A 14,137-nucleotide genomic window follows, 5' to 3' on the forward strand; every position below is an offset into this window, starting at 1 on the left:
ACCAACCCGCCCTCTCCGTGCGAGTAATGACGCGAGGTCACTGTCCATGGTCACAACGGCATCACCCCAGAGCACCCGGCAACGTCCCCGCTTCCGATTGGTCCTCGCCACTGGCGCCGTGGCCTCCGCACTGGTGACGGCAGGCGCCGTGGTCCCCCAGGCCCAGGCACAGCCCCGGACGCAGGCCCAAGCGCAGGCGCAGGCCGCCGCCGACGACGGCAAGCAGGTCCTCACCGTCGCCGTGTCGCAGAGCATCGACTCGCTGAGCCCGTTCCTGGCCCAGCGGCTGGTGAGCACCTCCATCCACCGTCTGACCTACGACTATCTGACGAACTACGACCCCAAGGACGGCCACACCGTCCCGGGTCTCGCCACCGAGTGGAAGTCCTCGCCGGACAAGCTGACGTGGACGTACACCATCCGCGACGACTCCAAGTGGTCGGACGGCAAGCAGGCGACCGCCGAGGACGCGGCGTGGACGTTCAACAAGATGATGAGCGACCCGAACGCCGCCACCGCCAACGGCAGCTTCACCGCCAACTTCAAGAAGGTCACCGCCCCCGACCCGAGAACGCTCGTCGTCGAGCTGAAGAAGCCCCAGGCCACGATGACGGCGCTGGACGTGCCGATCGTGCCGAAGCACGTCTGGGAGAAGGTCGGCGACTTCTCGGAGTTCAACAACGACAAGCAGTTCCCGATCGTGGGCAACGGCCCGTTCGTCATCACGGACTTCAAGGTCGACCAGTACGTGAAGCTGGCGCCGAACAAGACCTTCTGGCGCGGGACGCCCAAGTTCGACGAGCTGGTCTTCAAGTACTACAAGGACGGTGACGCCGCGGTCGCCGCCCTCCAGAAGGGCGAGGTGTCGTTCGTCCAGGGGCTGACCCCGGCGCAGGCGAACGCCCTGAAGAGCGCCGAGAACATCAAGGTCAACGACGCTCCCGGCCGCCGCTTCTTCGCGCTCGCCACCAACCCGGGCGCGCAGTCCAAGGACGGCAAGAAGTTCGGCAACGGCCACAAGGCACTGCTCGACCCGGCGGTGCGCAAGGCGCTGTTCCACGCCACCGACCGCGCGACCATCGTCGACAAGGTCTTCCAGGGCCACGCCGTCGAGGGCGAGGGGTACATCCCGCCGCGCTTCGGGTCGTACTTCTGGCAGCCCGAGGCGGGCCAGAAGATCGGCTACGACCCGGCGGAGGCCGCCCGGCTCCTCGACGAGGCCGGCTACAAGAAGAACGGCAGCGGCAAGCGCGTCGGCAAGGACGGCAAGGCGCTCGACTTCCGCATCCTGTGCCACGCCACGGACCCGAACGACAAGGCGATCGGCAAGTACCTCCAGGAGTGGTGGGGCGAGCTCGGCATCGGGCTGAAGGTCGAGTGCCTCGACAACGTGTCCGACCCGTGGCTCAAGGGCGACTACGACCTGGCCTTCGACGGCTGGTCCGTCAACCCCGACCCGGACTTCGTCCTGTCGATCCACACCTGCGCGGCCCTGCCCGCCACACCCAAGGACACCGGCGCGACGGACAACTTCATCTGCGACAAGCAGTTCGACGACCTGTACGCGAAGCAGGCCGTCGAGTACGACCCGGCCAAGCGCGCCGATCTGGTCAAGCAGATGCAGTCACGGCTGTACGACACGGGCTACATGAATGTCCTCGCGTACCCGAACGCCGTCGAGGCGTACCGTACGGACCAGATCAAGTCCATCACGACGATGCCGGAGGCGGCCGGCAACATCTACGGTCAGGACGGCTACTGGAGCTGGTGGTCGGCCGAGCCGGCCGCGGCCGGCGGCAGCTCGGACACCGGCTCCTCCACCGGTGTGGCGGTCGGCGTCGGCGCGGCCGTCGTCCTCGCCGCCGCCCTCGGGCTGTTCGTCGCGATGCGTCGCCGTTCCACCGCGGAAGACCGTGAATAGTCGATGAGCACGACAAGCACGACCGGCACGACCGCTGTGGCGCGGGCCCACGAGGCCCGCGCCGCGAGCGAGAACGTACGCGCCTATCTCCAGTACGTGGCGGGCAAGCTCGGCGGCGCGGCGGTCTCGCTGCTCGCCGTCCTGGTCACCAGCTTCTTCCTCTTCCGGATCATCCCCGGTGACCCGGTGAAGGCCATGACCCACGGCGCGCCGACGTCGGCGGAGCAGATGGCCACGCTGCGGCGGCAGTTCGGGCTGGACAAGCCGATGTGGCAGCAGTTCACCGACTACTGCGGGAGCGCCCTGACGGGCGACCTCGGCATGTCGTACCAGTTCCACGCCCCCGTCGGCGATCTGATCGTCCAGAAGATCCCGGCGACGCTGCTGCTCACCGGGGTCGCGGTCGTCATCTACTCGGCGATCGGCCTCTGGCTGGGCACCCGTTCCGCCTGGCGGCACGGCAGCCTCGGCGACAAGCTCAACACGGGCCTGGCGCTGACCCTGTGGTCCGTGCCGGGCTTCTGGCTCGGGCTGCTGCTCATCATCACCTTCTCGGTCGGCGTCGGCCCCCTTCCCGGGATGTTCCCGACCGGCGGCATGGAGTCGGGCGACGAGACCGGCTTCGCGTACGTACTCGACGTGGCGCACCACATGGTGCTGCCGGTCCTCACCCTGGTCGCCGTGGGATACGCGCAGACGCTGCTGGTCATGCGCTCGTCGCTGCTCGACGAGATGGGCAGCGACTATCTGACGACGGCGCGGGCCAAGGGGCTGCGCGACGACATGGTGCGCCGCCGGCACGCGGTGCCGAACGCGCTGCTGCCGACCGTCACCATGGTCTTCATCAACCTGGGCCATGTGGCCGCCGGTTCGATCCTCGTGGAGACGGTGTTCTCCTGGCCGGGTCTCGGCGGGCTGTTCTACCAGGCGCTCAGCGTGCCCGACCTGCCGCTGGTGCAGGGGCTCTTCGTGGTCTTCGCCGGCGCGATGATCGTGATGAACCTCCTCGCCGACCTGCTGTATCCGCTGCTCGATCCCCGGGTGGGCCGATGACGACGACACCGACGCCGCCGACGAAGACGACACCGCCCGCGCCGGGCACCGGCCCGGACGCCGGGCCCGCCCGGACCGCGAGGTCCCTGGCCCGGGAGCGGCGCCGCCACTCCGTGGCCCGCTTCTGGCGCTCGTACCGGGGCCACCGCGCCGGGCTCTTCGGCCTCGCGGCACTGGCGCTCATCGCGCTGACGGCTCTCACGGCGCCGCTCCTCGTCGGCGGCGACGTGCAGAGCGTCACCAACGCGCCCGGCACGGCCATGGAGAAACCGAGCGGTGAATTCCCCCTCGGCACCGACCAGTTCGGCCGTTCACTGCTCGGACTGCTGGTGTGGGGAGCCCGTATCTCGCTCACCGTCGGACTGCTCGCCGCCGCCCTGTCCGTGGCGATCGGCACGCTGGTCGGGATCATCGCGGGCCACTACGGCGGCTGGCTGTCCACCGTGCTGATGCGGATCACGGACTGGTTCCTGGTCATGCCCACGCTGGTGCTGGCGATCGTGCTGGCGACGGTGATGTCCCGCAACATCTGGACGGTGATCATCGCCATCGGGGTCGCCAGCTGGCCCACCACGGCACGGCTCGTCCGGGCGCAGACCATCGCCGTGGAGTCCCGGCCCTACATCGAGCGCGCCAAGGCCCTCGGCGGCGGACACGGTCACATCATGAAGCGCCACGTCCTGCCGAACGTGATGCCGCTGGTGCTCGCGCAGACCACGCTCGGCATCTCCAGCGCGATCCTGACCGAGGCGACGCTCGCCTTCCTCGGCCTGGGCGACCCGACCGTCGTCTCCTGGGGCGGCATGCTCCAGGACGCGCGGGAGGCGGGCGCGGTGTCCTCCGGCCACTGGTCGTACCTCGCGCCGCCCGGAATCGCCATCGCACTCGTGGCGCTCGCCTTCACCCTGTGCGGGCGGGCCATCGAGTCCGTACTCAACCCGAAGCTGGGAGTGGCACGTTGAGCCAGCTCGAGGTCAAGGACCTGCATGTGACCTACGGCTCCGGGACCCGGGCGGTGCCCGCCGTGCGCGGCGTCGACCTGTCCCTGGCCGCCGGGCAGAAGCTCGGCGTCGCCGGCGAGTCCGGCTGCGGCAAGTCGACGCTGGCCCTGGCGCTGCTGCGGCTGCTGCCCGCCTCCGCGAAGCTGACCGGCGAGATCCTGCTCGACGGCGAGGACGTGCTCGCCATGAAGTGGGGCCGGCTGCGGGCCGTACGGTGGGCGGGCGCGTCCATCGTCTTCCAGGGCGCGATGCACTCGCTCAACGCGGTGCACCGGGTCGGCGACCAGATCTCCGAGCCGATCCTGCTGCACCGCAGGTCCACTCCCGCGGAGGCGAAGCGGCGCGTCGGCGAGCTGCTCCAGCACGTGGGGCTGCCCGCGGCCCGCGCCGACGCCTACCCGCACGAGCTGTCCGGCGGACAGCGGCAGCGCGTCATGATCGCCATGGCCCTCGCCTGCGATCCGCGGCTGATCGTCGCCGACGAGCCGACGACCGCGCTCGACGTCATGATCCAGGCGCAGATCCTGCGGCTCATCGAACAGCTGGTCGCCGAGCAGGACATCAGCCTGTTGATGATCAGTCACGACCTGGGGGTGCTCGCCGACACCTGCGACCGCCTCGCGGTGATGTACGCGGGCCGCGTCGTCGAGGAGGGCCCGGCCCGCACGGTGTACGACCGCGCCGAGCATCCCTACGGGCGGGCGCTGTCCGCCGCGTTTCCCCGTATCGGCGACCCCGCGTCGCGCCGGGCCCCGCGCGGTCTCCCCGGCGACCCGCCGGACCCGTCGTCGCTGCCGAGCGGCTGCACCTTCCACCCGCGCTGCCCGGTCGCCCTCGACACCTGCTCCGAACAGGACCAGGAACTCGTCACGACGGCCGAGGGACACCGGGCGGCCTGCGTGCTGGTGGGGGCCGCAGCCGGCGCGAACCCCCGGACGGAGAAGCAGCTGTGACACAGGAGCCCCTCGTGACCACCTCTCCCCTGCTGTCGGCCGCCGGCCTGCACGTCACCTTCCCCGGCCGCCGGGGCGACCCGTCCGCGCGGGCCGTCGACGGCGTCGACCTCGACATCGGCTCCGGCGAGATCGTCGCCCTCGTCGGTGAGTCCGGCTGCGGCAAGACCACCCTGGCCCGCTCGCTCCTCGGCCTGGTGACACCCACCTCCGGACGCGTCACCTTCGGCGGGGAACCCCTCGGCCAAGGCTCCCGCGCGCTGAAGGCGTACCGCAAGCGGGTGCAGCTCGTGCTCCAGGACCCGAGCGGATCGCTCAACCCGCGCCACACCGTCTACGACGCCGTGGCCGAGGGCCTGCGGATCCACGGTTACGCGGGCGACGAGCGCGCGGCGGTCGCCGAGGCGCTGTCCCGGGCCGGTCTGCGCCCGCCGGAGCGCTTCTTCCTGCGCTACCCGCACGAGCTGTCCGGCGGTCAGCGGCAGCGCGTCGTCATCGCGGGCGCGCTGGTCCTCGAGCCGGAACTGATCGTCGCCGACGAGCCGGTGGCCTCGCTCGACGCGTCCGTACGCGGCGAGATCCTGGCGCTGCTGCTGCGTCTGCGGGACGAACTGGGCCTGTCCGCGCTCGTCGTCACCCACGACCTGGGCCTCGCGTGGAACATCGCGGACCGGGTGGCGGTGATGTACCTCGGACGGATCGTGGAGTCCGGGCCGGTGGAGGACGTCCTGACGTCGCCGCGGCATCCGTACACCCAGGCGCTGCTTTCGGTCCTGCCGGAGTCGGAGGGCGACCCGGTGGTCCTCACCGGCGAGCCGCCGGACCCGTCCCGCATCCCGGGGGGCTGCCGATTCCACGCGCGCTGCCAGGTCCTCGCGGCGGGCGAGGCGGACCGGACGGGCGTCGCCGACCTGTGCCGCACCCGCGACCTGCCGGTCCTGCCGAACGCGCACGCCCCCCAGGTCGCCTGCCACTGGGCCACGGCGTCCCCCTGAGGATCCGGCTCGAAAAGATCTCCAGGAAAAACCCGGCGGCGATGTCGAGAACCGGCGACCGGCTCCGTCCCCGCTGTGAACGCGACGAGAATGGGTCGCAACCAGCACAGAGGAGAAACATCATGGCCAAGTACCTGCTGCTGAAGCACTACCGCGGCGCGCCGGCCCCGGCCAACGACGTCCCCATGGACAAGTGGACGCCCGAGGAGATCTCGGCCCACGTGCAGTACATGAAGGACTTCGCGTCCCGGCTCGAGGCGACCGGCGAGTACGTCGACGGCCAGGCGCTCGCCCCGGAGGGGACGTTCGTCCGGTACGACGGCGAGGGCCGCCCGCCGGTCACCGACGGCCCGTTCGCCGAGACCAAGGACCTCATCGCCGGCTGGATGGTGATCGACGTCGACAGCTACGAGCGCGCCGTCGAGCTGGCCGGGGAGCTGTCGGCCGCCCCGGGGGCGGGCGGGAAGCCGATCCACGAGTGGCTCGAGCTGCGCCCGTTCCTGGCCGCGCAGCCCAACATCGCGGAGTGCCACTGACGTGAACGAGGTCCTTCTGCGGAGCCTCACACCGAGCGTGCTCGGAATCCTCGTCCGCCGCGGAGCCGACTTCGCGGCGGCCGAGGACGCCGTCCAGGACGCCCTGGTCGAGGCGGTCCGCGTCTGGCCGGCCGAGCCCCCGCGGGACCCGAAGGGCTGGCTGGTCACCGTGGCCTGGCGCCGGTTCCTCGACGCGACCCGCGCGGAGGCCGCCCGCCGCCGGCGTGAGGACCTCGTCGACGAGGAACCGGCGCCAGGGCCCACGCCCGCGGTGGACGACACGCTCCAGCTCTACTTCCTGTGCGCCCACCCGTCCCTGACGCCGTCGTCCGCGGTCGCGCTCACGCTGCGCGCCGTCGGGGGGCTCACCACGCGGCAGATCGCCCGGGCCTATCTGGTGCCCGAGGCGACCATGGCGCAGCGCATCAGCCGGGCCAAGCGCACCGTCTCCGGTGTGCGGTTCGACGAGCCCGGCGACGTCGCCACCGTGCTGCGCGTGCTCTATCTGGTCTTCAACGAGGGCTACTCCGGCGACGTCGACCTCGCCGCCGAGGCCATCCGGCTCACCCGGCAGCTCGCGGCCGCGATCGACGCCCGCCGCATCTTCTACGGCGAGGTGGCGGGGCTGCTCGCCCTCATGCTGCTCCACCACGCCCGGCGCGCCGCCCGGACCGCGCCGGACGGCAGCCTGGTGCCGCTCGCCGAACAGGACCGCGGGCGGTGGGACACGACGTTGATCGCCGAGGGCGTCGAGATCCTTCAGGCGGCCCTCGCCCGCGACCGGCTGGGCGAGTTCCAGGCCCAGGCCGCCATCGCGGCGCTCCACGCCGACGCGCCCACCGCCGAGGAGACCGACTGGGTGCAGATCGTCGAGTGGTACGACGAACTCACACGCCTGACCGACAGCCCGGTCGTCCGCCTCAACCGCGCGGTGGCCGTCGGCGAGGCCGACGGGCCGCGCGCCGGCCTCGCGGCGCTCGCGACGCTGGACGACTCCCTGCCCCGCCACACCGCGGTGGCCGCATACCTCCACGAACGCGACGGCGACCTCCCGACGGCGGCCCGCCTCTACGCGGAGGCGGCGCAGAAGGCGCCCACCCTCCCCGAACGCAACCACCTGACCCGCCAGGCCGCCCGCCTCAACACCACGGGCCGCGGCTGACAACCCGGGCCGGGCCACGCCGGGCATGTGACCCGGGACCGCGCCCGGAAACGCAACCGGATCCGGCCGCGCCCGGACGCGTCAGCGAGACGCGTCGTACGCCGCCGTCAGCTCGCGGCACTTCTTCACGTCGTCCCCGATCGCCACCAGCAGCGACTCGATCGTGTCGAACTTCTCCTGCCCGCGCACGTACGACAGGAAGTCCACCGTCACGTGCAGCCCGTACAGATCGAGCCCGACGCGGTCGATCGCGTACGCCTCGACCGTGCGCTCGGTGCCGTCGAACTGCGGGTTCGTGCCGACGGAGATCGCGGCCGGCATGCGCTCGCCGGCGGCCGTCAGCCAGCCCGCGTACACGCCGTCCGCCGGGATCGCGGTGTGCGGCAAAGTCTCGACGTTCGCCGTCGGGAAGCCGAGTTCGCGCCCGCGCTGGGCGCCGCGCACCACGACGCCCTCGACGCGGTGCGGGCGGCCGAGGATCTCGGCGGCGCCCTCGATGTCGCCCTCGGCGATCAGCCGGCGCGTCAGGGTCGAGGAGAACGGCTCGCCGCCGCCGGCCTCGCCGCGCACGTACAGGTCGACGACCTCGACGTCGTAGTCGTACGTCGCGCCGAGCTCGGCGAGGAAGTCGACGTTGCCGGCCGCCCGGTGGCCGAAGCGGAAGTTGGGGCCTTCGATGACGGCGCGCGCGTGCAGCTTGTCGACGAGGACCTTCACGATGAAGTCGGCCGGTGAGAGCTTCGAGAACTCGGCGGTGAAGGGGAGCACGAGGACCGCGTCCACGCCGAGTTCGGCCATCAGGTCGGCGCGCCGGTGGTGGGGCGCGAGGAGCGGCGGGTGGCTGCCGGGGCGGACGACCTCGCTGGGGTGCGGGTCGAAGGTCACGACGACGGAGGGCACGCCCAACTCGCGCGCCCGCTCCACGGCACGCCCGATGATCAGCTGGTGTCCGCGGTGCACACCGTCGTAGGAGCCGATGGTGACGACGCTGCGTCCCCAGTCCTGGGGGATGTCCTCCAAGCCACGCCAGCGCTGCACTGTGACCGCTCCTCGCCCGAACCCGTGTACGTGATTGCCGATTACGCAGGTCTAAGACTGCCATGCCCCGCGCTCCCGGTCGGCATCGGCACCGGACCGGCCCGGGCGCCGAGGGACCGGCAGGCCGTCACGGCGGCCCATTCCTGCGGATCGGCGGCCGGCCAGCGGTCGATCAGCGCGGCGAAGGCGGGCACCTCGCCGGCGAGCTCGGTCAGCCGCCGGTCGAAGCAGGCGGCGCCCTTGGCGGTCCGGACCAGCAGCAGACCGGTGCGGCACACCAGCGCCCGGGTGCGTTCCTCGTCCTGTGCGGCGCTGCTGTGCGCGGCGGCGTGCAGCAGGGCGTCGAGGACGGCGAGGTCGCGGGCCTCGTACTGCTCGTACCGCAGCAGTACGTCGAGCAGCTCGGCCCGCAGCGGCCGGGACGCGGGGCTGCCGGACGCGGCGAGGACGGGGGCGAGGGCGCTGCGTACGCGGGCCGGACGGCCGCGTACGAGGTGGGTGACGAGGGGGAAGAGCACGTCGCGTCCGTCGGGCGCGTGCTCGAGGCGGTGGTGGACGTAGGCCGCGGCGTGCGCCGCGCCGTCGGGGCGGTGGTCGACGTACTCGCACACGAGGGCGGCGGCCCGGCGGGCGGTGGCGGGGGTGGTGGCGGCCGCGGCGAGTGTGGTGAAGATCTCCTCCGCGTCGGCCACGGGGCCCGGCCGCAGCAGTCGGGCCCGGAGCGCGGCGAGGACGGGGCCGGGATGGGTGGCCACGGCGTCGGTGAGCGCGCCGACGGGCAGCCTGGGGTCGCCCGTCGCGACGAGGTGCAGGGCCCGTTCCAGGTGGCGCGGCCTGCTGACCGGGTCGCGGACGAGGACGGTGAGCGCGGGCCCGTAGGCGTCGCGGGTGCCCGCGAGCAGGGCGAGTGCGGCGCGCCGGAGCAGTCCCCGGTCGGCTTCCCCGGTGGGCCTGATCAGCGGGACGTGGGCGGCGGCCGCCGCCCGTCGCGCGGGCCGCGGGTCACGGGCCCAGCGGTCGACGGCCCGGCACATCGCGGCCGGTTCGTCCTCGGCGAGCGCGCGCAGCAGTTCGGCGGCCCGGGGGTGCGGGGTGGCGGCGAGGGCTTCGGTCAGATGGTGGGGGGCGAGCCCTCGCCGGGCGTAGAGCAGTGCCTGCGCGGCGGCGCCCACCGTGGGGCGTACGGCGGCGCCGGGCCCCGCGGTCAGTGGTGTCTCGTCGTCGAACCACTGGCACAGCAGCGGCTGCACGGCCCGGGGGTCGGCCGTCAGCCGTGCGTCGGCGAGCTCCAGATACCGGGGCGCGGCCGGGGCGCCGGTCGCGGAGAGCGGTGGGGCCGGGTCGGTGGGGACGAGCCGCCGCAGAAGGTCGAGCCTGCTCGGGTCGCCGAGCGGCAGCCGGGCCCAGAAGCCGGGTGCGTACTCGCCGTCCGGCCGTGCCGTGAGGCGGCGCAGGACCGGCAGGTACGGCTCGGCGTCCGATACGCGTCCCAGCACCTCGCGCAGGAGCGCGGACGCCCACCAGCGGGCTTCCGGGGTGCACGGGTCGTCGAGCGCGTCGACGAGGCCCAGGAGCCTGGGGACCAGTCGGTGCGCGCCGCACTCGCGCCCGAGCCGCAGCAGTCCGTGGACGACGGGGCCGATGCGATGGCGGGCTACGACGTGGCCGTCCTCGCCGGGTGCGCCGTGTGCGAGGGCGCGCAGTGCCGCGTCGAGGTCGAGGTGCCCGCCCTGGATCCAGTCGGACAGGTCCTCGTGGGCGAAGCGGTAGCCGTCGCCGGCCGGGACCAGCAGTCCTTCGGCGAGGACGGCGGGCGCCCAGCCGCCCGCCCAGGGGAAGAGCTCCTCGAACACCGCCCGGTCGAGCTGTCCGTGCCCGGGGCCCAGGCAGCGCCGGGCGGCCTCGTGCGCCCGGCCGGCGACCGCGGCGGCGAGCCTGCGGACGGCCGCGCCCCGGCTCGGCGTGCCGGCCCGGGCGGTGATCCGGACCGCGACCCGGAGGCAGAGCAGGTCCAGGTACGCGGCGTAGACGTCCTGCCGTCCCGGCCTGCCGGGAGGTGCGCCGGGCACGGCCCCGCGCACCTCCGCGAGCAGCCGGAGGGTCAGCGGATGCCGTTCGTCCACGGCCGCGACCGCGCCGGGCCCGATGCCGTACCGTTCGCGCGCCTGCCGGGCCTGTTCGGCGGTGAGGTCCCCGAGGCGCAGCGCGGGCGGGGTCGGCGGCTCGGCCGCCGCGTGCGGTCCGCCGGCGGCACGTGCGGAGTCCGCCGCCGGGCGGTGCAGCGCGCCGGCCGGGTAGAGCGCCCCGGCCTCGTCCCACTGCTCGGGGCGGCAGGACACCACGAGCGCGGTTCCGGTGGAGCGCAGCCACTCGGTCGTGGCCGGCGTCCACTCCGGCAGGCTCCGTGCCACGTCCGGAGCCGTCTCCTCGAGACCGTCCAGGACGACGAGCAGGGGCCGCCCCGCCTCGGCGGCCAGCCGGGCGACGAGGTCCGGGCTCAGGGGCCGCTCCGGTACGGCGAGGACGCGGGCGGCGCCGCGCAGGCCGCGGGCCACGGCGTCGGCGACGGACGTGTCCCCGGTGCGCAGGTCGGCACCGCGCAGCCAGAGGGTGGGGGCCGGTTCACGGCCGTGGGCGCGGCGGGCGGCGAGGGCGCGCAGTTCGGTCGTCCGGCCGGTCCCGGGGGCGCCGGCGAGACCGAGCACCGGGGCGCCGCCCCGTTCGGTGAACGCCGCGAACTCGTGCTCCACCTCGGGCCGCCGCACGGGCTGCGGCCGGTCGCCGTCGGGGGCGGCCGCCCGGCCGAGCGTGACGGCGGTCAGTTCGAGGACCGCCGCGAGATTCAGGTCCTGCCCGTACGCGGGGGCGATGGCCGCGTTCCGCCGCAGGAGGGCGGCGTGCGGTGCGGACCGGGCCGTGCCCAGGGGCCGTGCGACGGCCGCGGTGGGGGCGTCGGACGGGGGCGGGGGGCCGAGCACGGCCAGGACGGCGCCCGTCACCGCGTCGAGCACCGGCCCGCCGGTGGCGGTGCCCGCCGAGCGGAGGGCGTCGCTGCCGTCGGTGCCGATGGCGAGTTCCAGCACGCCCCGGTCGGCGGCGAGCACCCGCGCCTCTCGCCAGCCGCCCGCCGCGAGGCGCACATACGTGCCCGGCTCCACGCGTTCGCGTGCGCCGATGGGCAGCGGCGGACACCGCAGTCCGTCCGTGTGCACGAGGGCGAGGCCGCTCTCGGGCAACAGGGTGACGGTGTCGGCCTCGACGGTGGGCCCGTCGCCGTCCAGCGGCAGCAGGAGGGGACGGGGCAGCGCGTCGACCACATGGAGGCCGGTCACGACCGTGCCGAGGTCGTCGGCGACGAAACCGGTGCCGTACGTCCGACCGGCCTGATCGCAGATCCGTACCAAACTTGCCAGGCCAGCGCGTCCCATGCCGACGACGTTAGGTCGAAGATGATCAGCGGGAGAAGTCCGCATCACGAACGCGCCCCCCAGTGCACCCCCGTTCACTCCGAGCGCCTGCTCGATCGGGTGAATACGGGGTCCGCGATGGACAGACCCTCTGCGGGGGAACGGAGGGGGATCGCGGGGCGGCCGGTGGGGGCCGGCCGTCCCGCAACAGACGTCACGGCGCGGATGTCACGGGACGGGTGTCACGGGACGGCCGCTGACGCGCCGGCCGAAGACGGCGCGTCAGCCGAAGACGGCGAGGCTCTTGGCCTTGCCGCCGCGCTCCTCCACGAGGGCGAGGAAGCGGCCGTCCGGCCCGAAGACCGCGACCGGCGCACGGTCGTGGGCCGGCATGTCGAGCCGTACACCGTTGGTGAGCAGCTTGGCCCGCCGCTCGTCCACGTCCCAGCGGGGGAACGCCGCGGCGGCGGCCTCGGCGATCGGCATGACCGTGAGCTCCTCCTGGAGCTGGTCCAGCGTCTTCGCCGCGTCCAGGCCATACGGGCCGACCCGGGTGCGCCGCAGCGCCGTCAGATGCCCGCCGACGCCCAGACCGGCGCCGAGGTCGCGGGCGAGCGCCCGGATGTAGGTGCCGGAGGAGCAGACCACGGACACGACCAGGTCGACGACGGGGAGCCCGTCGTCCGTGGTCGTCGCGCGCACGTCGTACACGCGGAAGGCGGAGACGGTCACCGGCCGGGCGGGGATCTCGAAGTCCTCGCCGCCGCGCACCCGTGCGTACGACCGCTTGCCGTCGATCTTGATGGCGCTGACCTTGGACGGCACCTGCATGATGTCGCCGGTGAGTTCGGCGACGCCCGCGTCGATCGCCTCGCGGGTGACCGCGGTGGCGTCGGCGGACGAGGTGACCTCGCCCTCCGCGTCGTCGGTGACGGTGTTCTGCCCCAGCCTGATGGTGCCGAGGTACTCCTTCTCGGTCAGCGCGAGATGGCCGAGCAGCTTGGTGGCCTTCTCGACGCCGAGCACGAGCACACCGGTGGCCATGGGGTCGAGCGTCCCCGCGTGTCCGACGCGCCGGGTCCTGGCGATCCCGCGCATCTTGGCGACGACGTCGTGCGAAGTGAAGCCCGACGGCTTGTCGACGATGACAAGTCCGTCGGGCGTGACGGTGCGCTGCGTCATTCCGAGGCTTCGTCCCCACCCGCGTCGGCGGACGTGTCGTCGGTCTCGGGCTTGCGGTACGGGTCGGGCTCGCCGGCGTACGCGGCGCCGGAGGACACCTCGCGGACCTTGGCGTCCGAGGCACGCGCCTTGTCGAGGAGGTCCTCGATCGTCTTGGCGTTCTCCGGGAGCGCGTCGGCCACGAAGGTCAGGGTCGGCGTGAACTTGGTGCCCGCCGCCGCGCCGACCGCGGAGCGCAGGACGCCCTTCGCGCTCTGCAGGCCCGCGGCGGCACTGGCCCGGTCCTCGTCGTCGCCGTAGACCGTGTAGAAGACCGTGGCCTCCCGCAGGTCGCCGGTGACGCGGGTGTCCGTGATGGTCACGTGCGAACCCAGGCGGGGGTCCTTGATGCCACGCTGCAGCTTCTCCGCGACCACCTCCCGGATGAGGTCCGCCAGCTTCTTCGCCCGCGCGTTGTCGGCCACTGGTCCGTCTCCTTCTTTGCCTTGCATTCAGTCTTCGTCGCTGTGGAGTCTGCGCCGAACCGACAGCAGCTCCACCTCGGGCCGGGCGGCGACGAGGCGCTCGCACCGGTCGAGTACGTCAGTGAGGTGCCCGGTGTCGCCGGACACCACGGCCAGGCCGATCTCGGCCCGGCGATGGAGATCCTGGTCGCCCACCTCCGCCACGCTCACGGCGTACTTCCGCTGGAGCTCGGCGACGATGGGGCGGACCACGGAACGCTTCTCCTTCAGCGACCGTACGTCGCCGAGAAGCAGGTCGAAGGACAGTGTCCCCACATACATGTATGTCCGGATGTCCCGCCGGTTCGGGGTCTGGGGCCCCGCCGCGGTTGATTGGCAGGGACACCCAAACGGTACACGCAACGCCGGGGCCGATCGACGGAAAT

The 14,137-nt window shown here is 73.1% G+C and carries 12 protein-coding genes; 7 read left to right on the forward strand and 5 right to left on the reverse strand.

The features are described 5' to 3' along the window. Positions 1-46 precede the first annotated feature (46 nt). The 7 genes from ACFYOP_RS09935 (at position 47) to ACFYOP_RS09965 (ending at position 7,621) form a co-directional block, all read left to right on the forward strand. The gene (locus tag ACFYOP_RS09935; protein WP_356895759.1) at positions 47-1,921 is read left to right on the forward strand and encodes an ABC transporter substrate-binding protein; all 1,875 of its coding nucleotides are present in this window, start codon (positions 47-49) and stop codon (positions 1,919-1,921) included. A gap of 3 nt (positions 1,922-1,924) precedes the next feature. Beyond that, complete coding sequence (locus ACFYOP_RS09940) at positions 1,925-2,974, forward strand: ABC transporter permease (RefSeq protein WP_356895757.1); 1,050 nt, start codon at positions 1,925-1,927, stop codon at positions 2,972-2,974. Then, positions 2,971-3,936, forward strand: a complete 966-nt coding sequence (locus ACFYOP_RS09945; protein ID WP_356895755.1) for an ABC transporter permease — start codon at positions 2,971-2,973, stop codon at positions 3,934-3,936. The genes ACFYOP_RS09940 and ACFYOP_RS09945 overlap by 4 nt, the downstream gene beginning before the upstream one ends. Beyond that, positions 3,933-4,928, forward strand: a complete 996-nt coding sequence (locus tag ACFYOP_RS09950; RefSeq protein WP_356895753.1) for an ABC transporter ATP-binding protein — start codon at positions 3,933-3,935, stop codon at positions 4,926-4,928. The genes ACFYOP_RS09945 and ACFYOP_RS09950 overlap by 4 nt, the downstream gene beginning before the upstream one ends. Before the next feature lie 14 nt (positions 4,929-4,942). Further along, positions 4,943-5,923: an ABC transporter ATP-binding protein gene (locus ACFYOP_RS09955; protein ID WP_356895751.1), complete on the forward strand. Its 981-nt coding sequence runs from the start codon at positions 4,943-4,945 to the stop codon at positions 5,921-5,923. Positions 5,924-6,045: 122 nt separating this feature from the next. Further along, positions 6,046-6,459 (forward strand): YciI family protein, encoded by a 414-nt coding sequence (locus ACFYOP_RS09960; RefSeq protein ID WP_356895749.1) that lies wholly within the window; start codon positions 6,046-6,048, stop codon positions 6,457-6,459. A gap of 1 nt (position 6,460) precedes the next feature. Continuing rightward, complete coding sequence (locus ACFYOP_RS09965) at positions 6,461-7,621, forward strand: DUF6596 domain-containing protein (protein WP_356895747.1); 1,161 nt, start codon at positions 6,461-6,463, stop codon at positions 7,619-7,621. 81 nt (positions 7,622-7,702) lie between these two features. On the opposite strand, the gene ACFYOP_RS09970 is transcribed toward ACFYOP_RS09965, so the two are convergent. The 5 genes from ACFYOP_RS09970 to ACFYOP_RS09990 all read right to left on the reverse strand — a co-directional run bounded on the left by ACFYOP_RS09970 (position 7,703) and on the right by ACFYOP_RS09990 (position 14,033). After that, a complete protein-coding gene (locus ACFYOP_RS09970) occupies positions 7,703-8,659 on the reverse strand; it encodes a bifunctional riboflavin kinase/FAD synthetase (RefSeq protein ID WP_356895745.1) in 957 nt (318 codons plus the stop codon). Between the two features lie 41 nt (positions 8,660-8,700). Beyond that, positions 8,701-12,087 carry a serine protease gene (locus ACFYOP_RS09975; RefSeq protein ID WP_356895743.1) on the reverse strand — a complete coding sequence of 1,129 codons (3,387 nt, stop codon included), beginning with the start codon at positions 12,085-12,087 and terminating at the stop codon, positions 8,701-8,703. A gap of 261 nt (positions 12,088-12,348) precedes the next feature. Further along, positions 12,349-13,248: a tRNA pseudouridine(55) synthase TruB gene (gene truB, locus ACFYOP_RS09980; protein ID WP_356895741.1), complete on the reverse strand. Its 900-nt coding sequence runs from the start codon at positions 13,246-13,248 to the stop codon at positions 12,349-12,351. Next, positions 13,245-13,712: a 30S ribosome-binding factor RbfA gene (rbfA, locus tag ACFYOP_RS09985; RefSeq protein ID WP_356895739.1), complete on the reverse strand. Its 468-nt coding sequence runs from the start codon at positions 13,710-13,712 to the stop codon at positions 13,245-13,247. The genes truB and rbfA overlap by 4 nt, the downstream gene beginning before the upstream one ends. Before the next feature lie 27 nt (positions 13,713-13,739). Continuing rightward, complete coding sequence (locus ACFYOP_RS09990; protein ID WP_329462723.1) at positions 13,740-14,033, reverse strand: DUF503 domain-containing protein; 294 nt, start codon at positions 14,031-14,033, stop codon at positions 13,740-13,742. Positions 14,034-14,137 lie beyond the last annotated feature (104 nt).

The organism is Streptomyces sp. NPDC006294 (assembly GCF_042870895.1).
In the GTDB taxonomy this organism is placed as follows: domain Bacteria; phylum Actinomycetota; class Actinomycetes; order Streptomycetales; family Streptomycetaceae; genus Streptomyces.